Here is a 22,329-nt window from a genome sequence, read left to right on the forward strand (position 1 = left end):
ATTGCTTGATTCAAATTGTTAAAGAGCGACGCAGCTTTTGGCTGCTGCGGGAGTGGCATTCTACTCAACCGCCTTCTCGAGTCAAGCCTTATTTTTACAGGCTTTTCGAGGCTATCGACTCAGGCTTTGCGTTGCCGCTTGCCCTGTCGATGGAGGCGCATTATAGGGAGCGAATTCGTTCTGGCAACCCCTCCCATGCAATAAAATTGCAAAAATCGGCACTTTTTTAGTTATTCATATCCAAGCACAGCTTTTATACAAACTTATCCACAGAAACCGGTGTCGTCTTGCTAGAATGGCCGAAAACAAGGAGGCCAAGATGGACTTGCGACTAAGACCTTACAAGGGAAAATGCCCGCAACTGGGCAATCGGGTATATGTGGATCCCTGCGCCACCCTGGTGGGGGATATCCAGCTGGGCGACGATGCGAGCATCTGGCCCATGGTGGCCGCCAGAGGGGACGTCAACCATATCCACATCGGTGCGCGCAGTAACATTCAGGACGGTACAGTGCTGCACCTGACCCGCAAGAGTGCCAGCAACCCTGGCGGCTATCCGCTGCTTATCGGCGAGGATGTCACGGTCGGACACAAGGCGATGCTGCACGGTTGCACCATAGGCGACCGGGTACTGGTCGGCATGGGTGCCATCCTGCTGGATGGGGTGATCGTTGAAGACGATGTGATGATCGGGGCGGGCAGCCTGGTGCCGCCAGGCAAGCGGCTCGAGGCCGGCTTTCTTTATATGGGCAATCCCGTCAAGCAGGCCCGCCCTCTCAAGCCGGCCGAGATCGCCTTCCTGAAGACTTCGGCCGACAACTATGTGCTGCTCAAGGATGAATACCTGCAAGAGGCCTGACCCTGCAGCCACAAACAGGAAGCCCGGCATGATGCCGGGCTTCTCTGCTTATATAGCTAGCCAATCACTGTGGTCAGGATCAGTGGGCCTGATCCCAGTTGACACCAGTGCCCACTTCCACCACCAGCGGCACATCCAGTTCGGCCGCACACGACATCTTCTCCTTGATGAGGGCGATGTACTCTTCCAGCTTCTCTTCGCGGATCTCGAACACCAGTTCATCGTGCACCTGCATCAACATGCGGATCGACTCGTCTTCAATCCCGCGGATCCAGCCATCCACATTGATCATGGCCCGCTTGATGATGTCGGCAGCGGTGCCCTGCATGGGGGCGTTGATGGCGGCCCGTTCGGCAGCCTTGCGCAGGCCCGCGTTGCGAGACTTGATATCCGGCAGATAGAGGCGACGGCCAAACAGGGTTTCGACATAGCCCTGGGCGTCCGCCTGCTGGCGGGTGCGCTCCATGTACTCCAGCACCCCCGGGTAGCGCTCGAAGTAGAGATCCATGTACTTCTGCGCTTCGGCGCGACCGATCCCCAGCTGCTTGGCCAGACCGAAGGCACTCATGCCATAGATGAGACCAAAGTTGATCGCCTTGGCGCTGCGACGCATGTCGCTGGTCACCGCATCGAGCGCGACGCCGAATACCTCGGCGGCGGTCGCCTTGTGGATGTCCTTGCCCTCGGCAAAGGCGGTCAGCAGCCCTTTGTCACCGGAGAGGTGGGCCATGATGCGCAGCTCGATCTGGGAGTAATCCGCCGCCACCAGCTTGTAACCGGCGCACGGAATGAAGGCCTGCCGAATGCGGCGCCCCTGTTCGTTGCGCACCGGAATGTTCTGCAGGTTGGGGTCGGTGGACGACAGTCGACCGGTCGCCGCCACCGCCTGGTGATAGGAGGTGTGCACCCGCCCGGTCTGCGGCTTGATCATCAGCGGCAGCTTGTCGGTGTAGGTGGACTTGAGCTTGGCCAGGCCACGGTGCTCCATCAGCAGACGCGGCAGCTCATAGGTCTCCGCCAGCTCGGCCAGCACCTCTTCCGCAGTGGATGGCGCTCCCTTGGGGGTCTTTTTGATGATCGGCAGCCCCAGCTTGGTGAAGAGGATTTCACCCAGCTGCTTGGGCGAGGAGAGATTGAACTCCTGCCCGGCCAGCTCGTGGGCCTGCTTCTCCAGCTCTGCCAGACGCACTTCGATCTCCTGGCTCTGCTGATGCAGCAGCTTGGGCTCGATGGTGGTACCGAGTCGCTCCATCCGCGCCAGCACCGGCAGCAGCGGCAGTTCGATCTCGCTGAACACCTTGGCAAGGCCCGGCTCGGCAGAGAGCTTGCCCCACAGTGCCTGATGCAGACGCAGGGTGATGTCGGCATCTTCCGCCGCGTAAGGAGCCGCCTGCTCCAGCTCGATCTGATTGAAGGTGAGCTGCTTGACCCCCTTGCCGGCGATCTCTTCGAACGAGATGGTTTCGGCATTCAGATATCTGCGAGCCAGGGAATCCATGTCGTGGCGGCTGGCGGTGGAGTTGAGCACATAGGATTCGAGCATGGTGTCGTAGGCGATGCCCTGCAGCTCGATACCATGATTGAGCAGCACGTTGCGATCGTACTTGAGGTTCTGCCCCACCTTGAGACGGGTCGGATCTTCCAGCAGCGGTTTGAGCTTGCCCAGCACCACGGCCTCGGTCAGCTGTACCGGCGCCCCCAGATAGTCGTGGCCGAAGGGCACGTAGGCCGCCTTGCCCGGCTCGATGGCAAAGGAGACGCCCACGACGCGCGCTTCCATATAGTCGAGACTGGTGGTCTCGGTGTCGAAGGCAAACAGCGGCGCCGCCTGCAACCGTGCCAGCCACTCATCGAATTCGGCCTCATCCAGGATGCAGCGATAGTCGGTTTTGATGGTGACTGCCGGGGCGGCACCTTCATCATCACCCTCAGCGTCACTCTCCTCAGCGCCGCCGGACTCCAACTCTTTGATCAGGTTGCGCAGCTCATACTCGCGATAGACCGCCAGTAGAGCCTCTTTATCGATGGGGCCAAGCTGCAGCTCTTCCAGGCTCTGTTCCAGCACCACGTCGGTCTTGATGGTGGCAAGCACATAGGAAAGGCGCACCTGCTCTTCCTGCTCGCGGAACTTGTCGGCAAACACCTTGGAGCCACGGAAGCCGAGCGCCGCCACCTTGTCGAGGTTGGCGGCGATCTCGTCGATGCTGCCGATCCCCTGCAGCAGGGCCAGTGCGGTCTTCTCGCCGACACCTGTCATGCCGGGAATGTTGTCCACCTTGTCCCCCATCAGCGCCAGGTAATCGATGATGAGCTCGGGCGGTACGCCGAACTTCTCGATCACCCCTTCCCGATCGGTCTTCACATCCTTCATGGTGTCGATCAGGGTGACATGGTCGGAGACCAGCTGCGCCATGTCCTTGTCGCCGGTGCTGATGAGCACAGGCAACTGTTTCTCGGTCGCCTGACGGGCCAGGGTGCCGATCACGTCGTCAGCCTCCACCCCTTCGACCATCAGGAAGGGGAAACCCATTGCCTTGATCATCTGGTGAATAGGGGCGACCTGGCTGCGCAGATCGTCCGGCATGCTGGCGCGTGTTGCCTTGTATTCGGGATAGATGTCGTCACGGAAGGTCTTGCCCTTGGCGTCGAACACCACGGCCACGTGGCAGTCAGGGTACTGCTTGCGAAGGCTGCGCATCATGTTGGCCATGACACGGACGGCGCCGCTAGGCAAGCCGGTCGAGGTGCGCAGATCGGCCTGCTGCGAGGCAAAGAAGGCGCGGTAAAGATATGAAGAGCCGTCGACCAGAATAAGAGGGTTGCTAGAGGCCATGAAAATCGTCCTGCCAAGAATAAACAGCCGCTAGGATGCCACAGGGCCCGCACCACACCAAGGGGACTCCCACCATCACCCCGGCGCACCGGTGGGGCATATTGCTGTGGATAACTCTGTGCTCAAAAATGGCACCATTGCATCACGGCCGTGACAAAGCTGTGGATTAAAACAAAAAATATCTTTTAAAACATTGCGTTGAGATCATGAAAACTCAACATGACACACTCATCATGATCTCGATCAATGTGGAAAAAATTCAAGGGGGGTACTGAGGCAGGATCCAAAACGAAACAATCCTAGCACAGGGAGATGACTTGACCAGCGGAGGTCGAACGATAACCATACAAAAGTACAACAATCTACCCTGGCTCACATTTTCAACAACGAGGAGTCTGTCATGAAAAAAGTGGCCGTGATCTTGAGTGGTTGTGGCGTGTTTGACGGCGCCGAAATCCACGAGGCCGTCATCAGCCTGCTGGCGCTGGCCCGTCAGGGAGCATCCGTTCAATGCTTCGCCCCCAATGTCCCTCAGCTTCATGTCATCAATCACCTGACCGGCGAGGTCAGCGAGGGAGAGAGCCGCAACGTGCTGGTCGAGGCGGCCCGCATCTGCCGCGGCCAGATCAGGGATGTAGCTGAACTGGATGCAGCCGACTTCGACGCCCTACTGGTGCCGGGTGGCTTCGGCGCCGCCAAGAACCTGTGTGACTTCGCCATCAAGGGCGCAGAGTGCCGCATCCAGCCGGATGTGCTGAAGGCCTGCCAGAGCTTTGCCAGAGCCGGCAAACCGGCCGCCTACATCTGCATCGCACCGGCCATGATCCCGCTCATCTATGGAGCAGGCACCCTGGCCACCATTGGCAACGACGAGGGCGCCGCCAACGCCATCGAAGCCATGGGTGGCAGTCATCTCGACTGCCCGGTGAGCGAGTTCGTGGTGGATCAGGAGCGCAAGGTCATCTCCACTCCTGCCTACATGCTGGCCAACAATATTGTGGAGGCGGCGGACGGCATCGAGAAGACCGTCAAACAGCTGCTGGCACTCTGATTGCCCGGCAGACCAAAACAAGCGGGCCGCTCAAGGAGCGGCCCGCTTTCATTCCGGTCAATCTAGACGGGATCAGATGGCATCGCCCATCTGGTCCATCTTGCCCAGCAGGGCACGCAGACGCTCTTGCCAGGCAACGTGCTCGTTGCGCAGTTGGTGGTTTTCGTCTTGCAGCTTGCTGTTCTGCTCTTTCAGCTCGTCCAGCTCCATCTTCAGCAAGGAGATGTTGTCGACGGCGGATTGTACTTTGGATTCGAGTTGCTCAAGGACTTCTAGTGACATATGCATACCTGTATGTTCAATTGCGATGCCCCACAGAGGGCGATTCAAGCGCGTGGAGCCAGCATACCCTGATGCGCTCGGCACAAACAAGCCAGCACGTTGCAAAATGCGCCCTGCGGCCCGGTATTGCTTAAATATGCGTCGGTTTTTCTCGCAGGCAGCAGGAACCTCGATCCCGGGCGTCCGCCGTGGCACAACCCGCCCTCCTGCCGATGCCGCCATCAGCCATGCAAGGCGATGAAGCCCCCCATCATCAGACAGGCCACGGCGTACATCAGCAGGCCGTAGAGCAGGTTCCAGCGCAGCAGCAGCCCGGCGCTCAGGTTGTAGCGGGACGCCAGCGCCAGATTGGAGCCGGAGAGCGGGCTCGTCCCGGTCGCCAGCCCCCACCCCATGAGGAAGCACATGCCAAGCAGGCTGGGATCCGGTGCCAGCGGCCAGAGCAGCGGCGCCACCCCCGAGATGCTGATGAGAGGATGCACGCCCACTATGGCCACCAGGAAGATCAGCAGCAGGGTCAGGCAGGCTTCCAGCCAGCCGAAGTGGTTGAACAGCGGCAGGCCGTGGCCACTGCCAAAGTCCAGTACTGACAGCGCGCTGTTGATGCCAGCCGCCAGCAGGCCGGCCCCCAGAAACAGCACCAGCTGGCCACCGATGGCCGGGAAGCGCTCCACCACCTGGCGTTTGAGAGCAGCCCCTCGCCCCGCTTGCGGCATGAACAGCAAGGCCAGCAAGGGCGCCACCAGGGCGATCACCGCCAGAATGCTGAGTCCGGGCCAGAAACGGTGGATCACCAGCACCAGCAGTGCCAGGGTCACCGGTAGCCCCAGGGTCTGGAGCCGCAGCGGATAACCTTCAAAGGTCTCCACGCCGAGCCGCTCTACCTGCCAGGCTGTCAGCCCCATGGCCAGCAAGGCCGCCAGTATGCCAAAAGGCAGTATGCTGCCCAGTTGCAGACCCGGTGCATAGGTGAGGGCCACCGCCATGGCGACGAAGAAGGGGGACCAAAACGCAGCCGCACAGAAGATCCGGCTCAGCACCATGACCTGACGCCGCTCCAGCGTCCCGTTGCGCTCCAGCCGATCGCCGATGATGAAGAGCACCGAAAGATTGATGACGGCCCCCAGCAGATTGAGGCTGGCCATGGTGCTCCACAGCCCCTTGCGACCGGACCAGGAGGCGGTGCCGGTCAAGAGGCCGGAGGTAGCCAGATTGAGGGTGCTCACTGCGGCAAACATGGTCAGCATGTTGATGTTCGGCAAGAGCCAGTCACCGGGGCTGAGGCTGGCCCCTCGCCACCAGGAAAAGAGCAGCAGCAGGAGCGCCGCGCCGTAGAGGGCCAGCGCCTGGCGCCGTGCGGCCCCCACCAGCCAGGGCCAGGTGAGCAGGGAGGCGGCCCAGGCCGCGATGGCGGCGGGCCAGGGGGAGAAGTCCAGATAAAGGTGCAGCAGGTTGAGCAGCCACATCCCCAGGATCAGAAAGCCTGACCAGCGCTTGACCATACAACGGCCTCGGTCAGGGGATCAGAGGCACTGATCCATGTCCAGGGAAGGTTTGTCGCACTCGGGGCGGCCCACAATCCTGGCAGGCACGCCAGCGACCGTGGTGTGAGGCGGCACCGGGTTGATCACCACGCTGCCGGCACCGATCTTGGCGCCGACGCCCACCTCGATGTTGCCGAGCACCTTGGCCCCCGCCCCTATCATCACCCCTTCCCGGATTTTGGGGTGACGATCACCACTCTCCTTGCCGGTCCCCCCCAGAGTCACACTCTGCAGGATGGAGACGTCGTTCTCGATGACGGCGGTTTCCCCGACCACGATACCGGTGGCATGGTCAAACATGATGCCCTTGCCGATGCGGGCGGCCGGGTGTACATCCACGCCGAACACCACGGAGATCTGGTTTTGCAGATAGAGCGCCAGGGCACGGCGTCCCTGACGCCACAGCCAGTTGGCCACCCTATACCCCTGAAGAGCATGGAATCCCTTGAGGTAGAGCAGCGGGGTGGAGAAGAGGTCGACCGCCGGGTCGCGATCCTGCACCGCGCAGATGTCGGCGGCCACTGCGGCCAGCAGCTCGGGTTCGCTGCGCAGGGCCAGCTCGATCACTTCCCGCAAGGCGATGGCAGGCATGGTGGTGCTGTCGAGCTTGTTGGCGAGCTGGAAGCTCAGCGCCGAGCGCAAATCCCGGTGATTGAGAATGGTGGAATGAAAGAAGCTGGCCAGCATGGGCTCCTGGGCCGCCATGCTCTGCGCTTCCTGCTGAATTTTTTGCCAGGTTCTGGCAACCAGATCATCCATGTTGCAGCCTACTGTTGTTCAGGGTGAGTGCTTTGTCGTTCTTTTGTCAGCACCGAGATGGGGTCCATGTGAATGATCACATCCATCCGCTCGAAGGCCTGGCGGACGGCCAGTTCAGCCTCGTCGGCTATCTGATGGGCCCTGACCAGAGGCAGTTGATCATCGAGTTCCAGATGCAACTGCACGAAACGGGTCGGCCCGGATTGGCGGGTACGCAGGTCATGTACGCCATGCACCCCCTCTACGGCGCAGCAGAGGGCCATTATTCTCGCTTGTTCCTCCTCTGGCAACTGACGATCGAGCAGGGCCTGCACCGATTCGTAGCCGATATGGACAGCCCCCCACACCAGGAACAGACCGATCAGAATGGCAAACAGGCCATCGGCCCAGTACCACCCCTGCCCCGCCAGCACCAGTGCCACCAGCACGCCGCCATTGAGCAGCAGGTCGGAACGGTAGTGCAGCATGTCGGCCTTGATGGCCACACTGTTGGTCTTGCGGATGACAAAGCTCTGGAAGCTCACCAGCAACAGGGTCAGCACGATGGAGCCGACACTGACCCAGATCCCCGCCTCCAGGCGCACCACGGGCACCTGATTCAGCATCGACGAGATGCCGTGCATCACCAGCAGCAGGGCGGATCCCGAGATGAAGGCCGACTGCACCAGACCCGCCAGGGACTCCGCCTTGCCGTGGCCGAAGCGGTGCTCTTCGTCGGCAGGGGCCAGCGCATAACGGATGGCCAGCAGATTGATGAGAGAGGCGCTGATGTCCATGAAGGAATCGGTCAGGGATGCCAGCAGGCTGGATGAATCCGTCATCAGCCAGGCGATCAGTTTGCCCAGGATGAGCAGGGTGGCGGTGGTCACAGCGGCCATGCTGGCCAGGGTGACCCAGCGGGAATAGTGTTGGTGGCTCAAAACCGGCTTTCCTCCGACGCGTAAAAACTTATTATACCCTGACCCGGACGTCAGTTTGGCGTGCAAAATCAACAGAGTGACTCCCAGATGAACAAAATACTCCTGGTCGACGACGATCTCGAACTGACCCAGCTGCTCACCGAAATCCTGACCCTGGAGGGGTTTGAGGTCACCGTCGCCGAGGATGGGGAAGAGGGATTGCAGCGACTGGCAGAACAGGCATTCGACCTGGTGCTGCTGGACGTCATGATGCCCAGACTCAACGGTTTCGCGATGCTGACCCGGCTGCGCAAGACCCACGACACCCCGGTGTTGATGCTGACCGCCCGTGGCGACAGCCAGGATCGGGTCAACGGGCTGGAGGCCGGTGCCGACGACTATCTCGCCAAGCCGTTCGACGACAGGGAGCTGCTGGCCCGGGTGCGCGCCATCCTGCGTCGAACCCAGAGCCAGGCTCCCCAGCGCGGAGCCCCGGACGAGCTGAGATTCATGGATCTGGTGCTGCAGCCCGGCCTGCAACAGGCTCGCTGCGACGATCAGTTGCTGGAGCTCACCGCCACCGAGTTCGGCCTGCTGGAGTGCCTGCTGCGCAATCCGGGCCAGATCGTCAGCAAAGGCCTGCTCTCCGAGCAGGTGCTGGGCAAGAAGCTCGAACCCTTCGATCGGGCCATCGACATGCACCTGAGCAACCTGCGCAAGAAGCTGCCGGAGCGGGCTGACGGCCAGCCCCGCTTCAAGACGGTGCGGGGACGAGGCTACCTGTGGCTGGAGCAGGCATGAAATCGGCCCGCACCTTCAACGGCCTTTCCACCCAGATCTTCCTCTGGTTCTGGTTCATCCTGCTACTGGTCGTGGCCGCGGTGGTGATCCTCCCCACCCTGGACCCCCGCAACATCATCCCGCTGCCGGCCCACGAGATCACCCGTCTCAACAACAACCTGGCGGCGCTGCAACGGGGCGCGGATCCCGAGCAGGATTTCGATCTGGCCAAGGCCATCGATGCCGCGGGCCTCTTGCCGGTGGACAACATCTATCTACGCGATGCCAAGGGGCAGATGCAGTCCAGCACCCGGCTGAGCAAGTTCGTGATCCGTTTCATGCTCGACTCGGACAACCCGGCCAAGCCCATGCTGGGCAGCGAACACCAGCGCGCCATCGCCGGCCCCTTCCAGATGGTCCATCACGGCCAGACCTATCACGTCTATTTCGGTCTGAACGTCGAAAACTCCTACCTGTTCCTCTTCATCCAGATCCTGGATCACCCCATCCAGATCCTGGGCATCGCCATGCTGGTCAGCACCCCGCTCTGTCTGTTGCTCGCCTGGCGCCTGACCCGCCCCATACTGCAGTTGCAGCAGTCGGTCTCCCAACTCGCCCAGGGCAACCTGGAAATACAGATCCCCAACCTGGGGCGGCGCGACGAGATAGGCCAGCTGGCCGAACATGTCAGTCGCATGGTCGATACCCTCAAGGACATGATCCAGAAGCAGAAGCAGCTGCTCTCCGACATCTCCCACGAGCTGCGCAGCCCCCTGACCCGCATCCAGCTCGCACAGGCGCTGATCCGCCGCAAGCAGGGGGACAGCGCCGAGCTGGCGCGCATCGAAGGGGAGATAGCACGGCTCGACAAGCTGATAGGGGATCTGCTGGATCTGTCGCGGGTGCAGCAACATGTGGAGGCGCCGGTGACGCTGCCCCTGGCGGAGCTGCTGGAGCCCATCCTGGACGATGCCATGTTCGAGGCAAACCAGAACGGCAAACAGCTCAGGCTCCCTTCCCTGCCCGCCGAATCCCTCACCATGTGGCCGGAGCTGCTGGCGCGCGCCCTGGAAAATCCCCTGCGCAACGCCCTCAAGTATGCCCGCGAGTTCATCAAGGTGGACTGGTACCGGGAGGGACGGGAATGGGTGATGACCATACGGGATGACGGCCCGGGCGTGCCGGTGGAGCAGCAGCCCCGGTTGTTCCTGCCCTTCTTTCGGGTGGACGATGCCCGCAACGCCAAGACCGGGGGCACGGGTCTCGGCCTTGCCATCGCCGCCGAGGCGATCCAGCGTCATGGGGGGACCATCCGGGCCAGCAGCAATCAGCCGACCGGACTGGTCATCACCATCCGTCTGCCCATGCCCTGACCTCCCCCTTTTCATCGGCACGGGTGCTGGGTATGCTGGCGCCCGTTTCGCACCAGCCCAGGATCCTTCCATGCTCGATATCGTGCTCTACCAACCGGAAATCCCCCCCAACACCGGCAACATCATTCGCCTCTGCGCCAATACCGGCTACCGGTTGCACCTGATAGAGCCCCTGGGGTTCGAGTGGGATGACAAGCGGGTCAAGCGGGCCGGGCTCGACTATCACGAGTTTGCCGACGTCAAGCGCTGGCCTGACTATGAGGCGTTTCTGGCGGCCGTCGCCCCCCAACGGGTCTTTGCCTGCACCACCAAGGGACGCACCGCCCACTCGGCGGCCCGGTTTGCCCCCGGTGACGCCCTGCTGTTCGGGCCCGAGAGCCGAGGCCTGCCCATGGAGATCATCGAGAGCCTGCCATTCGAGCAGCGGCTGCGCATACCCATGCTGCCCCAGAGCCGCAGCATGAATCTGGCCAACGCCGTCGCGGTGTTCGTCTACGAGAGCTGGCGGCAGTTCGACTATTCAGGCTCGCTCTGACCGCTGACGATATTGGCAAGGCGGCCAGGATTCAGACTGACTGCGCCGTCCCCTGCCCCGCCAGCAGCCGTCCATCACGCTCCAGTCGCCAGCAGAGCCAACCCAGCGTCAGGCCACGACCTGCCATCAGGGCACTCATGGCGGCCCACAGGGCCGCCACACCCCATCCCTGGCAGAGCCACCAGATGGGAAAGAAGCCGGCAAACACCGCCACCAGCATGCTGTTGCGCATCTCCCGGGCCCGGGTGGCGCCGATAAAGACCCCGTCCAGCAGGAAGCACCAGACCGCCAGCAGCGGCATGGCCACCAGCCAGGGGAGCTGACGTTGCGCCTCGGCGATCACCGCCGGTATGTCGGTAATGTGGCGGATGAGCCAGTGTCCCCCCAGGGCAAACGAGAGGGTGAATGCCAGGGCGATCAGCAGCGCCCAGCCCAGATTGAGGACGATGGCCTCCCGCAGCAGCGGCCGATCACGCCGCCCGATGGCACGCCCTACCATGGCTTCCACCGCATAGGCAAATCCATCCAGCCCGTAGGAAATCAGCATCAGGAAATTGAGCAGCACCGCATTGGCGGCCACCGCCACATCCCCCAGCCTGGCCCCCTGCAGAGTCATGAACACGAAGCAGAGTTGCAGGCAGAGGGAGCGGATGAAAATATCCCGGTTCAGGGCGAGCAGCCGCAGCAGGGCCGGCCACTGGCGCCAGCGCTGCCAGGCGTTGTGCCACACCCCGGGATCAAGTCGGCGCAGATGCCGGCTCACCAGCCAGAACCCCACCCCGAGCGTGCTGTAATCCGCCAGCAGGGAAGCTGCGGCCACCCCTTTCACCTGCCAGCCCAATCCCAGCACGAACCAGGCATCCAGCACCATGTTGACGAGATTGCCCAGGATCAGCAGCAGCATGGGACTGCGTGCATCCTGCATGCCCAGCAACCACCCCATGATGACCAGATTGCACAAGGCCACCGGGGCGCTCCAGACCCGCACCGACACATATTGACCGGCATAGGTCTGTACCTCGGAAGAGCCGCCGCCGAGGGCGATGATGGCAGGCAGGAACGGCAACAACAGGAGCAACAGCACCATGCCCAGTCCGATCGCCAAGCCCAGGGCCCGCGCCAGGGTGTCGAGCTGCCCTTCGGCATGGGCTGCACCCTGAGCCTGGGCAGTCAGCCCTGTGGTGGACATGCGCAGGAAGCCAAGCAGCCAGAACAGCAGATTGATGAAGGTCGCACCGACCGACACGCCCCCCAGAAACCAGGCCTGGCCAAGATGACCGATCACCCAGGTGTCCACCAACCCCAGCAAGGGCGTGGTGACGTTGGAGAACACCATGGGCAGGGCCAGGGCGAAGACGGCTCTGTGGCGGCGAGGATCCTTCAGCCAGGCGGGAATCAGCATGGTGCGCGCCGGGATCACTCGCCAGCCAGCCGCACGATGCGCGCGAAGTCGGCCACCATGGCCTGCATGTCCACGTGGGGCACCTCACCCGGTGCCACTTTGGGTCGGAAGGTGGCCACCAGCTTCCCCTCGGGGTTGATCAGCACGATGGAGGCGGAGTGGTCGATCAGGTAGTCCTTGCGATCCCCTTCCACGATGGAATAGACCAGCCCCAAATTGCGGACCAGAGGAAAGAGGGCACTGTGAGGTGCGGTCGCCGCCTTGAACTCGGGCTCGAAGAAGGCGGTATAGCTCTTCAGGCGGGCGCTGTCATCCCGCTGGGGATCCGCCGAGATGAATACCACCTGGCTAGTGGGGGCTATCTTCTTCAACGCCGGATAGACGCTGCGCAGATCCGCCAGCGTGGTCGGACAGACATCCGGGCAGTAGGTGTAGCCGATGAACAGAAAGCTCCAGTGTCCCGTCAGGTTGGCAGGGGTAAAGGGCTGTGCATCCGCATCCGTGAGGGTAAACGGGTTGATGTCTCGCCCCGCCGGGTAGTAATCGGCCTGTTCCGGCACCGCGGGCTGACTCCAGTAATAAGCCGCCGCAATGGCGCCGATGAACAGCAACAGCAGCAGGTAAAAGCGTGGTTTAACCATATAAAACAAAGCCTTGCTTATGTTAGAAGCCCTATGGGCAAAACCGGTAGGGGTCATTGTAACCCGCCCGCCCCCGCCGCTGGCTAGTCTTGCATCCCGGCGGGAAAGCGTCTGTGCCATGGATCAGCCGCATCGGCGCCAAAACAAGAGCCCCGCTCTGGCGGGGTTCTTGTCTGTACAGGAAGAGGGATCAGGGCCGCAGCCTGTGCTGCGGCTGGGCGCGTCTCAGGGGGACGCGCAGCGGGATGACGGGGGCAGTCCAGGGCTCATCCGGCAATCCGATGTCGTGATGACGGCGAAACAGACGAACCAGGCGGACAATCTTGTCTTTGGGGCACCCAAGCCAGATGGTCCAACCATCTCCCTTGTGATAGACCCAGAGCGCATAGAACCATGTCATCCGACTGCCCTTGATGAATCGGGTGATGGAAGATGCGGGCGCTGCGGCCGGCACCGGATCCCACGGCGAGCTTGAAGCCATACCTGTCCTCCTTGCTCAACAGGTCACGCTGACGGGTCTCTTTGTCCCCAACGACGAACCAACCACGGCAGCGTACTGACTGTACGAGTCCCCAGTCTGAGGCGACTCTCCCTTCTGCGCACCGACCCGGTGATCATGCATCCCTGCCATGGCGTACTGCCCGGTGCGACTCCCCCTTCCCTGATCACCGACCATGACAGGGGCCTTATCAAAGGATATATCCGAAATGCATGTCGTGCGGCGAGACTGTGCGCACAGGAAGGAGAAGCGAAAAGGTGGGGAGGGAGATGCCATCGGCAGATGAAAATGAAGAGGCCTCCCGCAGGAGGCCTCTTCATCGCATCGGATGTTTACATCCAGTCGGCGTTGCGGATCACGCCGACCGCCAGGCCCTCTATGGTAAGGTGCTGACTGGCGAGATCCACCTCGATGGGGGAGAGCTCTTCGTTTTCCGGCAACAGCCACACCTGGCTGCCCTTGCGCTGGAAGCGCTTGACGGTGACATCCTCGTCGAGCCGTGCTACCACGACCTGGCCGTTGCGTACCTCCTGGGTCTTGTGTACCGCCAGCAGGTCCCCGTCCATGATGCCGATGTTCTTCATGCTCATGCCCTGCACCCGCAGCAGGAAGTCTGCCCGCGGGTGGAACAGGGCGGGATCCACCTGGTAGTGGCTCTCGATGTGTTCCTGGGCCAGGATGGGTTCCCCGGCCGCCACCTTGCCAATCAGTGGCAGGCCGTTTTCTTCAGGCTGCACGTCCTCTTCTTCGAGCAGCAGACGAATGCCGCGGGACGTACCCGGCATGATCTCGATGACCCCTTTTTTGGCCAGGGCCTTCAGATGTTCTTCGGCCGCGTTGGCCGACTTGAAGCCAAGCTTCTGGGCAATCTCGGCGCGAGTCGGCGGCATGCCGGTCTCGTTCATGTTCGCCTTGATGAGCTCGAGTACTTCAGCCTGGCGAGGGGTAAGGGGTTTCATAGCATGGGCACCTGTCTTTTTATACAGCACACTGGCAGTATATACAGTGCTGGGGCCAAGGCAAGGCGCAACTGGCATTTGTCGCGACCCGACGCACATTTGCCCCTCCCCCCGCTCTGAAGTACCGACTCATCGTACCTCTCGGCGACAAGCAGTCGGTGATTTGCTATGCTCACGCCGCATTTTTTTGGAGAGCAGACGCACATGTCCCTTGGACAGAAGATATCCAGAGCCATCCTGCAATGGCCGGTCAGCGGCTTGGTCAATCACAAGAGCCTACCGGAAAACCCCATCACCGAGCTCAAGCTGGATCCGGCCAGACCCATCGTCTATGCCCTGAAGACCAGCTCGATCACCGACCTGATGACCCTGCAACAGTGCTGCGAGGATCTCGGCCTGCCCGGCCCCTTCACGCCGCTGGAGCTGAACGGTCAACTGCTGCCACGCTACGTCTGTCTGGATCGTCCGCCTCCCCTGTTCGGCACGCGCAACAAGCCGCTCCCCTTCCTGCAGGAGTTCCACCAGCTGCTGGACCTGCACAAGCAGGATCCGGCGCTGGACATCCAGGTAGTACCCGTCACCCTGTTCTGGGGCCGCGCCCCGGGCCGGGAAGGCGAGGAGGCCTCCGGCTGGAACATCATCAGCAGCCTGGCGCCAAACCGCCTGAAGAAGGCGCTGATCGTGATCCTGAAAGGGCGCGAGAACCTGGTGCGCTTCTCCCCGCCCCTCTCCCTGCGCTACATGGCGGACAAGCACGGCACCGACGAGGCCATCGCCCACAAGCTGGCGCGGGTGGCCCGCACCCACTTCAGCCGCCAACAGCTGGCCGCCACCGGACCCAAGTTGCCGAACCGCAACCTGCTGTTCAAGCAACTGCTGGATTCGAGCGTGATCCAGCATGCCATCGAGGAGGAGGCCAGACGGGAAGGGATCAGCCTGGAGAAGGCGCAAAAGCGTGCCCACGGCTACATGGACGAGATCGCCTCCAATTTCTCCTATCGGTTGATCCGCCTCGGGGAGAGTTTCCTCGGCTGGCTGTGGAACAAGCTCTATCGCGGCCTCTCGGTCAACGGAGCAGAGCAGGTGCGCCAGCTCGCCCAGGAAGGGCACGAGATCGTCTACGTCCCCTGCCATCGCAGCCACATGGATTACCTGCTGCTCTCCTACGTCATCTACCACCAGGGCATGGTGCCGCCCCACATCGCGGCGGGCATCAACCTCAACTTCTGGCCGGCGGGCCCCATCTTCCGCCACGGCGGCGCCTTCTTCATCCGCCGCACCTTCAAGGGCAATCCGCTCTACAGCACGGTATTCCGGGAGTACCTCAACCTGCTGTTTGCCAAGGGCTACTCGGTGGAGTTCTTCACCGAGGGCGGGCGTTCGCGTACCGGTCGCCTGCTGCCCCCCAAGACCGGCATGCTGGCCATGACCCTGCAGGCCATGATGCGCGGGCTGGACAGGCCGGTCACCCTAGTCCCCGTCTACCTCGGCTACGAGCACGTGATGGAGGTGAATACCTACCACAACGAACTCAAGGGGAGCCGCAAGGAGAAGGAGAGCTTCCTGCAGGTGCTCGGCATCCTGCGCAAGCTGCGCAACTATGGCCGTGGCTTCGTCAATTTCGGCGAACCGCTGACCCTCAACAGCTACCTCGGCGAACATGTACCCACCTGGAAGGAGAGCATCGGCCGGGAGGAGCGCCCCGAGTGGATGGCCTCCACCGTCAATCAGCTGGCCGAGCTGCTGATGACCCGCATCAACGATGCCGCCGCCGTCAACGGCTTGACCCTGAGTGCCCTGGCCCTGCTGGCCGCCGAGCGCCACGCCCTGACCCGGGACGAACTCCAGGCCCAGCTCAACACCTATCTGGACCTGCTCAAGCAGGTGCCCTACAGCCCGCACAGCACCATGCCGGACGAGGACGCCAGGACCCTGCTGGAGCAGGCGATGGAGCTCAACAAGTTCGAGGTGAGCGAGGACAAGCTGGGCCAGATCATCAGCCTGGACCGCTATCAGGCGATCCTGCTCACCTACTACCGCAACAACATACTGCACCTGTTCGCCATGCCCTCCCTGGTGGCGGCCCTGATCGAGCGGTGCGAGGGGATCTCCCGCAGCGAGATCGTCGCCCGCTGTGTCGACATCTACCCCCTGCTCAAGACCGAACTCTTCCTGCGCTATGAAGAGGACGAGCTGCCTGAACTGATCGATGCCCTGCTGGCCGAGCTGTTACGCCAGCAACTGGTCGAGGCACGCGACGGCGGCTACTGGGTCAACCCCGGCAACCAGATGCGCCTGCTGCTCTTGGCCGAAAGCATCCAGGAGACGCTGCAACGCTACGCCATCGTGCTGACCCGCATGCTGGCCCAGCCCCACATCGAGGCGGAGCAGCTGGAAGCGGACGGTCTGATGATGGCGGAACGCCTCGGCACCCTGCACGGCATCAACGCCCCCGAGTTCTTCGACCAGAAGCTGTTCAGCACCCTGATCCACACCCTGCGCAGCGAAGGCTATCTGGATCCGGGCTGCAAACCGGATCTCGGCCGCTTCCAGGCATTGGCCGACAACATAGTGCCGCTGCTCAGCAACAAGATCCGCCGCACCATCCAGGCGGGCAACCGGCTCTGAGGCGTCGACACCCAACAAAAAGGCCGCATCATGCGGCCTTTTTTTCATCAAGGAAGGGGGGCGGGTTAGAGGTAGTGAACCATCACCCCGAGCAGCACCAGCGCCCCCACGTAGTTGTTGTTGAGGAAGGCCTGGAAGCAGGCTTCCCGCTGCCGCTCCCGGATCAGTCGCTGCTGGTAGACGAACAGCGCCGCCGCCCCCAGCAGTCCCCAGTAATAACCTGACCCCAACCCCATCAGCTGCCCGACCCCCAGCAGGATCAGCAGGGTCGCCAGTTGCAGCGCGCCGATGATCCGCTTGTCGTGACGGCCGAACAGGATGGCGCTCGATTTCAGGCCGAGCTTGAGGTCGTCATCCCTGTCCACCATGGCGTACTCGGTGTCATAGGCGATGGTCCACAGCAGGTTGGCAAGAAACAACAGCCAGGCTTCCGGCGGCAGGGCATTGGCCTGAGCCGCGTAGGCCATGGGAATGGACCAGGAGAAGGCCATGCCGAGCACCAGTTGAGGGATGGGGATGAAGCGCTTCATGAAGGGGTAGCAGACTGCCAGCAGCAGGCCGGCAAAGGACAGGCTGATGGTGAGCGGGTTCAACGTCAGCACCAGGGCGAACGAGAGAAGCGCCAGCACGGCGAACAGCACCAGCACTTCCCGCTCGGCGACCCGCCCCATGGGCAGCGGTCGCCCGGCGGTGCGTTTGACATGACCGTCGAAGTTGCGATCCGCATAGTCATTGATGACACAGCCGGCGGAGCGCATCAGGAAGACGCCCACCACGAACACGGTCAGGATCCAGGGGTCAGGCAGGCCACCAGCCGCCAGACAGAGCGCCCACAGGGTCGGCCACAGCAGCAGCAGGGTACCGATGGGCTTGTCGATGCGGGCCAACTGCACGTAGGCCAGTCCCCGCTCCTTGGTTAACAGCTTCACTCCAGCTCCTTATCCGATGGCAACGAATGAGATGATAGCGAGGGCAGGAAAAGTTCATGGACCAGCAGTGGCCATTGCCCCAGAAACAGGCGGGAACGACGCCCCCAGACGGTGGCGGCCGGACACCAGGGATTGCTCGCTATCTCGAAACAGGCCAGTTGCAGGTGATCCCGCCGCGCCGGAGCCTCACCGAAAATGCGCTCTCCCAGCGGCTGCTCTCCCAGATCCTGCAAACCGCCCCCCTGCAAGGCCGCTTCGGCAAACAGGGTCCAACCCAGGATGGCAGGCCCGCCATCACCGTGCAGGATCACCTCACGGCACATGCCCGCTGGGGCCGACACCGCCACCAGCGCCTGCTCGTCCACCGTCAGCGACACGGCGCGATTGCCGAGCAGTTGCACCGAGAGGTGATGATTGTAACGACGCAGGCGCCGGGTCATGGAATCGGCCTCCAGCAACCAGGGACGCAGCGCCTCGGGCGGTTCGCACTCTGCAGGCGCCCGCCATGGGACGAGCTGGACGAGGGGAACAGTCAACTCGGACTTCACAGCTTCACCATCCGGAGATTTCCGTTGTCAGGTTAAAAACCGGTTTATTATCCGTAAATCAATGGCGAATTGTAAGAACATCCGTGCTTGACGGCCCCGATGGCAGCATCAAAAATGGGGCATCCGTCGCTGCCGAGCCATCCAGATGAAGATCTTCAGAATTCTGCTGCTGTCCCTGGGGTGTACCCTCTTGAATACACAGGCCTTCGCCAATGAGGAAGAGGCCACCGATCCCGCCTCCTCCGCCGTCCAGCCGGGATTCGCCTATCACGCTCTGGATCCGGACATCATCACCAACTACCTTGGCGACGGCAAAACCCTCGGCTATGTACGGGTGACGGTAGAGCTGATGGCCACGGACGCTGCCGACCTCAAGTTGCTGGAGCAGCACGACCCCCTGATCCGCGACGCCATCATCCGGCTGATTGGCAGCAAGACGGGCGCACAGATCAAGTCCCTGGTGAACCGGGAAGAGCTGCGCAAGGAGTGTGAGGCCAAGGTCAATGAGCTGCTGGTCAAGGAGACAGGCAAGAAGGCGGTCCGCGAGCTCATCTTCACCAAATACCTGTACCAGTAACCACACCGGGAGGGGTCCTGCCCCTCTCACCCGTTGCATTCACTGTCGAGGACGTCATGGGTCACAAGACGCTGTGTGAGTGGCGCCGTCACGAGATCCCCGCCGATCTCAAGACGCTGCGCAAGATTGTGCGCAAACCCAAATTCGTGTGTGGCAAGTGTGCCCGCAGCGCCAATGACAAGGATTACCTGTGCCAGCCGCTGCGGCTGAAGCATAAAGAAGGGTAGGTCCCTCTTCTCACGAAGAGGTTCACGCAATATTTCAGAAGATAGAGGAAGGCTGATTTATTGATCAGTCCAGCCATGGCGACCCTGTTCAAACAGGCGACGGGCCTGCACGTCGTTGGGACAGACGCCGCGATACTCCTCTCCCGACCGTCCTGCCAGATAGAGATGCTCGGGTCGGCAATACCAGGCCAGCCCCTTCTGGCGACCCAGCTCCCAAAGGGCAACGTCCACTTTTTTCCCGCACTGGGTCTGGTGAAATGCCACCCGATCGCCAGCAAAACCGAGCTTGCCGTCCGCCTCTCCCACGTCGCTCCACACCTTCTCGCAAGGGTCGTCGGAGTTGGAAACACAGCCCCCGAGCAGGGCGGCACAAAACATGATGACGAGTGAGCGCATATTCATCCTTGGCGTCGTTGGAATCGTTGTTGAGCCGCTGCCTGCCTCGTACAGCGTCATTTGAGCAGTTCATTCTAACCAGCCCGCCCCGTTCTCACCAAGGGCTGCCCCCCTCGCCACACAAAAAATCGGGCGGGCACCAGGCCCGCCCTCAGGCGTTACAGGGAGTCACTGATCGTCGAGAGGGTTATAGTCCTGCCAGCTCTCGTCATCCAGCTCCTCCAGCTCGTCTTCCCAAGATTCCGGCTCCCAGTCATCATCGAGATCGAAATCAGGCGTCTGCGTACCCATGCTCATTCTCCTTGGATAGTGCACCGGCCTACAAAGTCTATCCAGAATAATGGGGCTCGCCAGTGGTTCCGCTCAGAGCTTAACCAGGGTGCAGCCAGCCACCTGGAGTCATGGCTCCGGTGGCATCCACGCTCTGATCCAACCCGGTGACAGACCGGGCGAACACGTCGGCTGGCAGTTCCCGCGCAGGGCGACGGTGCACCGACCTGGTCTTCGGTCACAACGCCTTGAACATGCTTGCCTCGCCCTGTCGTGGCATCGCTCGTCAGGTGCTCTGGCGCTTTTGCAATTGAAAATCCAGGGCGAGGCTCATGCCGGCCACCTCCTCGCCCGCCAGTTGGCGCAGGATCAGCTCCGCCGCCTCCCTGCCCATCTGGTGATAGGGGATCCTGACCGAAGTCAGCGCAGGATGACAGGCGCGTGCCACATCCAGATCGTCGAAACCGGCGATGGCGAGCTTGCCCGGCACGCTCAGATGGCGGCGCTGGCATTCGAACAGCACCCCGGCCGCCAGCTCGTCGTTGACGCAGATCAGCGCATCCAGTTCGGGCCAGCGCAGCAGAAACTCCCCCAGCATGGCCGCCCCCGTGCTAAAACTCGGCAGCTCAGAGGTATTGATGATGGCGTCCGGGGAGAGGTAGTTGTCCAGCAGCGCCTTCTGCCAGCCCTGCATGCGCTGCTGCAGCATCCACTGCTCCTGGCGGGCACAGAGAAAGCCGATGTTGCGATGACCGCGCTCGATGAGGTGGCGGGTCAGCTGATAACCGGCATCGAAGTTGGAGACCCCGACGTTCATGTCGATGGGATGGCGCGCCATGGCCCCCACCTCCACCACCGGCAAGCGAGCCGTCTGCAGGCGCTGCCGGATGACCTCCCCGGGATCCCCCCCAAACAACACCACGGCGGCCGGATTGTGCTGCAGGAAATTGCTGAGCAGGCTGGCCTCCTGCTGCTTCAGGTGCTGGGCATCCCCCAGCATGATCTGATAGCCCTCGGCGAGCAGGGTCTGCTGCAGCCCGGCAATCATGTCACCGCAGGCGCGCTCCGCCAGGCTGGGGACGATGACTACTATGGTCTGGGAAGTGGCGGACGCCAGCGCCCCCGCCGCCCGATTGGGGATATAGCCGAGTTCATCCACCGCCGCCTCGATGCGCTCTCGCATCTTGTCTGACACCAGCTCGGGGGTGCGCAGGGCGCGCGACACCGTCATGGCTCCCACGCCAGCCAACTGGGCCACGTCGTTGAGGGTCACCCGACCCGTGCTGCGGCGTTTTTTCGCTTCTGACATCCTTTCCCTTCCTCGGCATACGGGCATTCACTTTAAGGCAAAAGCGGGGCACTGACTATTTGCTCAAACCGGATTTTACCTTCTTTGAGGCCGATAAGGGGCAGGATGAATCCCTTTTGTGAGAGAAATGATAGCGCTATCACAGATCAATGTTAGCGCTATCTGGTAGCGCTAACTTTCGGGATCAAGCTCACAGTTATCAAGAGGCAAGATCGCTAGATTGGCGCCATCCTATCCAGCCCGGACACTGCCATGCTGACCCAATTGCTGACCGAGGAGGTCATTTCCATCGAAGCGGGCGCCCGCGACTGGCGCCACGCCATCGAGCTGGCCACCGCCCCCCTGCTTGCCAACGGCACCATAGAGCCCTCCTATGTGGCGGCGCTCTATCGCTCCCACGAGGAGCTCGGCCCCTACTACGTGCTGGGCCCGGGCCTGGCCATGCCCCACGCCCGCCCGGAAGACGGCGTCAACCGGTTGGGACTGGCGCTGACCGTACTGAAAGAGGGGGTCAACTTCGGCTCCGAGGGCAACGACCCGGTGCGGCTGCTGGTCACCCTGGCCGCCAGCGACAGCAACTCCCACGTGGAGACCATCGCCCAGCTGGCCGAGCTGTTCATGAATGAAGAAGACGTGGCGGCCATCATGGCGGCCACCAGCAAAGACGACATCTTGCGCATCCTGGCGCGTTATTGAGTGGCGCCCTGCGCCCGACAGAGGAAGAGAGCATGAAAATTCTGGTTGTATGCGGACACGGCCTGGGCACCAGCCTGATGATGGAGATGAGCATCAAGAGCATTCTCAAGGAGCTGGCCGTGACGGCCGAGGTGGATCACCGGGATCTCGCCTCCGCCGGCAGCGAGAGCGCCGAGATCTTTGTCGCCACCCGCGACATCGCCGAACAGCTGGTCAGCATGGGCGTCGACGGCCGGCTGGTATCGCTGGACAACATGGTCGACAAGGCCGCCATGAAAGAAAAACTCGCCATCGCCCTGCGCGAGCTGGGCGCACTCTAACCCCTTTGCGACT

At 62.0% G+C, this 22,329-nt stretch carries 25 protein-coding genes; 11 read left to right on the forward strand and 14 right to left on the reverse strand.

Annotation, left to right across the window (positions count from 1 at the left end; all coding sequences use genetic code 11):
* Both AB5Y59_RS03740 and AB5Y59_RS03745 read left to right on the forward strand, forming a co-directional pair.
* A partial coding sequence (locus AB5Y59_RS03740; protein ID WP_368211501.1) for a hypothetical protein occupies positions 1-230 on the forward strand: 230 nt, incomplete at its 5' end.
* A gap of 89 nt (positions 231-319) precedes the next feature.
* Positions 320-859 carry a gamma carbonic anhydrase family protein gene (locus AB5Y59_RS03745; RefSeq protein WP_049636982.1) on the forward strand — a complete coding sequence of 180 codons (540 nt, stop codon included), beginning with the start codon at positions 320-322 and terminating at the stop codon, positions 857-859.
* Between the two features lie 79 nt (positions 860-938).
* On the opposite strand, the gene polA is transcribed toward AB5Y59_RS03745, so the two are convergent.
* Positions 939-3,692, reverse strand: coding sequence for a DNA polymerase I (gene polA / locus AB5Y59_RS03750; RefSeq protein ID WP_113978896.1), 2,754 nt, complete (start codon positions 3,690-3,692; stop codon positions 939-941).
* A gap of 400 nt (positions 3,693-4,092) precedes the next feature.
* On the opposite strand from polA, the gene elbB reads away from it, so the two are divergent.
* Positions 4,093-4,743, forward strand: coding sequence for an isoprenoid biosynthesis glyoxalase ElbB (elbB, locus tag AB5Y59_RS03755; RefSeq protein ID WP_042878992.1), 651 nt, complete (start codon positions 4,093-4,095; stop codon positions 4,741-4,743).
* Positions 4,744-4,815: 72 nt separating this feature from the next.
* Here the strand turns inward: elbB and AB5Y59_RS03760 are convergent, their stop codons facing one another.
* The 4 genes from AB5Y59_RS03760 to AB5Y59_RS03775 all read right to left on the reverse strand — a co-directional run bounded on the left by AB5Y59_RS03760 (position 4,816) and on the right by AB5Y59_RS03775 (position 8,248).
* Positions 4,816-5,025 carry a cell division protein ZapB gene (locus AB5Y59_RS03760; RefSeq protein WP_010672454.1) on the reverse strand — a complete coding sequence of 70 codons (210 nt, stop codon included), beginning with the start codon at positions 5,023-5,025 and terminating at the stop codon, positions 4,816-4,818.
* Positions 5,026-5,246: 221 nt separating this feature from the next.
* The gene (locus tag AB5Y59_RS03765) at positions 5,247-6,527 is read right to left on the reverse strand and encodes a hypothetical protein (RefSeq protein WP_010672453.1); all 1,281 of its coding nucleotides are present in this window, start codon (positions 6,525-6,527) and stop codon (positions 5,247-5,249) included.
* 21 nt (positions 6,528-6,548) lie between these two features.
* Entirely contained in the window at positions 6,549-7,328 is a 780-nt protein-coding gene (gene cysE / locus AB5Y59_RS03770) for a serine O-acetyltransferase (RefSeq protein WP_010672452.1), read from the reverse strand.
* A gap of 8 nt (positions 7,329-7,336) precedes the next feature.
* Positions 7,337-8,248, reverse strand: a complete 912-nt coding sequence (locus AB5Y59_RS03775) for a cation diffusion facilitator family transporter (RefSeq protein ID WP_010672451.1) — start codon at positions 8,246-8,248, stop codon at positions 7,337-7,339.
* An 87-nt stretch (positions 8,249-8,335) separates the two neighbouring features.
* On the opposite strand from AB5Y59_RS03775, the gene AB5Y59_RS03780 reads away from it, so the two are divergent.
* The 3 genes from AB5Y59_RS03780 to trmL all read left to right on the forward strand — a co-directional run bounded on the left by AB5Y59_RS03780 (position 8,336) and on the right by trmL (position 10,915).
* Positions 8,336-9,028 (forward strand): response regulator, encoded by a 693-nt coding sequence (locus AB5Y59_RS03780; protein ID WP_069651467.1) that lies wholly within the window; start codon positions 8,336-8,338, stop codon positions 9,026-9,028.
* The gene (locus AB5Y59_RS03785) at positions 9,025-10,380 is read left to right on the forward strand and encodes an ATP-binding protein (RefSeq protein ID WP_039041147.1); all 1,356 of its coding nucleotides are present in this window, start codon (positions 9,025-9,027) and stop codon (positions 10,378-10,380) included. The genes AB5Y59_RS03780 and AB5Y59_RS03785 overlap by 4 nt, the downstream gene beginning before the upstream one ends.
* Positions 10,381-10,450: 70 nt before the next feature.
* Positions 10,451-10,915, forward strand: a complete 465-nt coding sequence (gene trmL / locus AB5Y59_RS03790; RefSeq protein ID WP_039041146.1) for a tRNA (uridine(34)/cytosine(34)/5-carboxymethylaminomethyluridine(34)-2'-O)-methyltransferase TrmL — start codon at positions 10,451-10,453, stop codon at positions 10,913-10,915.
* Between the two features lie 31 nt (positions 10,916-10,946).
* Here trmL and AB5Y59_RS03795 read toward each other — a convergent pair whose 3' ends face one another.
* From AB5Y59_RS03795 to lexA, 4 genes are all read right to left on the reverse strand, one after another.
* The gene (locus AB5Y59_RS03795) at positions 10,947-12,317 is read right to left on the reverse strand and encodes an MATE family efflux transporter (RefSeq protein WP_368211502.1); all 1,371 of its coding nucleotides are present in this window, start codon (positions 12,315-12,317) and stop codon (positions 10,947-10,949) included.
* Positions 12,318-12,331: 14 nt separating this feature from the next.
* A complete protein-coding gene (locus AB5Y59_RS03800; RefSeq protein ID WP_045522510.1) occupies positions 12,332-12,958 on the reverse strand; it encodes an SCO family protein in 627 nt (208 codons plus the stop codon).
* 190 nt (positions 12,959-13,148) lie between these two features.
* Positions 13,149-13,358 (reverse strand): hypothetical protein, encoded by a 210-nt coding sequence (locus AB5Y59_RS03805; protein WP_080560358.1) that lies wholly within the window; start codon positions 13,356-13,358, stop codon positions 13,149-13,151.
* A 431-nt stretch (positions 13,359-13,789) separates the two neighbouring features.
* Positions 13,790-14,416 (reverse strand): transcriptional repressor LexA, encoded by a 627-nt coding sequence (gene lexA / locus AB5Y59_RS03810; RefSeq protein ID WP_010672444.1) that lies wholly within the window; start codon positions 14,414-14,416, stop codon positions 13,790-13,792.
* A gap of 204 nt (positions 14,417-14,620) precedes the next feature.
* Between lexA and plsB the strand changes: the two genes are divergently transcribed.
* Positions 14,621-17,044 carry a glycerol-3-phosphate 1-O-acyltransferase PlsB gene (gene plsB, locus AB5Y59_RS03815; protein ID WP_368211503.1) on the forward strand — a complete coding sequence of 808 codons (2,424 nt, stop codon included), beginning with the start codon at positions 14,621-14,623 and terminating at the stop codon, positions 17,042-17,044.
* 65 nt (positions 17,045-17,109) lie between these two features.
* Here plsB and ubiA read toward each other — a convergent pair whose 3' ends face one another.
* Positions 17,110-17,973, reverse strand: coding sequence for a 4-hydroxybenzoate octaprenyltransferase (gene ubiA / locus AB5Y59_RS03820; RefSeq protein WP_161653254.1), 864 nt, complete (start codon positions 17,971-17,973; stop codon positions 17,110-17,112).
* Complete coding sequence (locus AB5Y59_RS03825) at positions 17,970-18,521, reverse strand: chorismate lyase (protein ID WP_053288861.1); 552 nt, start codon at positions 18,519-18,521, stop codon at positions 17,970-17,972. The genes ubiA and AB5Y59_RS03825 overlap by 4 nt, the downstream gene beginning before the upstream one ends.
* A gap of 145 nt (positions 18,522-18,666) precedes the next feature.
* On the opposite strand from AB5Y59_RS03825, the gene AB5Y59_RS03830 reads away from it, so the two are divergent.
* On the forward strand, positions 18,667-19,098 hold the full coding sequence (locus tag AB5Y59_RS03830; RefSeq protein ID WP_010672440.1) for a flagellar basal body-associated FliL family protein: 432 nt from the start codon (positions 18,667-18,669) through the stop codon (positions 19,096-19,098).
* Positions 19,099-19,154: 56 nt separating this feature from the next.
* Entirely contained in the window at positions 19,155-19,325 is a 171-nt protein-coding gene (locus AB5Y59_RS03835; protein WP_010672439.1) for a hypothetical protein, read from the forward strand.
* A 57-nt stretch (positions 19,326-19,382) separates the two neighbouring features.
* Here the strand turns inward: AB5Y59_RS03835 and AB5Y59_RS03840 are convergent, their stop codons facing one another.
* The 3 genes from AB5Y59_RS03840 to AB5Y59_RS03850 form a co-directional block, all read right to left on the reverse strand.
* Positions 19,383-19,721: a DUF2799 domain-containing protein gene (locus AB5Y59_RS03840; protein ID WP_180344849.1), complete on the reverse strand. Its 339-nt coding sequence runs from the start codon at positions 19,719-19,721 to the stop codon at positions 19,383-19,385.
* Between the two features lie 168 nt (positions 19,722-19,889).
* Positions 19,890-20,012 carry a hypothetical protein gene (locus AB5Y59_RS03845; protein WP_139737560.1) on the reverse strand — a complete coding sequence of 41 codons (123 nt, stop codon included), beginning with the start codon at positions 20,010-20,012 and terminating at the stop codon, positions 19,890-19,892.
* A gap of 265 nt (positions 20,013-20,277) precedes the next feature.
* Entirely contained in the window at positions 20,278-21,300 is a 1,023-nt protein-coding gene (locus AB5Y59_RS03850) for a LacI family DNA-binding transcriptional regulator (protein ID WP_139737561.1), read from the reverse strand.
* Positions 21,301-21,552: 252 nt separating this feature from the next.
* Here AB5Y59_RS03850 and AB5Y59_RS03855 point away from each other — a divergent pair, with 252 nt between their 5' ends.
* Together AB5Y59_RS03855 and AB5Y59_RS03860 are read left to right on the forward strand one after the other, a co-directional pair.
* Positions 21,553-21,996, forward strand: a complete 444-nt coding sequence (locus tag AB5Y59_RS03855; protein ID WP_005307534.1) for a PTS sugar transporter subunit IIA — start codon at positions 21,553-21,555, stop codon at positions 21,994-21,996.
* A 32-nt stretch (positions 21,997-22,028) separates the two neighbouring features.
* The gene (locus tag AB5Y59_RS03860; protein WP_016349013.1) at positions 22,029-22,316 is read left to right on the forward strand and encodes a PTS sugar transporter subunit IIB; all 288 of its coding nucleotides are present in this window, start codon (positions 22,029-22,031) and stop codon (positions 22,314-22,316) included.
* The last annotated feature ends 13 nt before the right edge of the window (positions 22,317-22,329 follow it).

It is taken from the genome of Aeromonas sp. s10 (assembly GCF_040907975.1).
In the GTDB taxonomy this organism is placed as follows: Bacteria; Pseudomonadota; Gammaproteobacteria; order Enterobacterales; family Aeromonadaceae; genus Aeromonas; species Aeromonas caviae.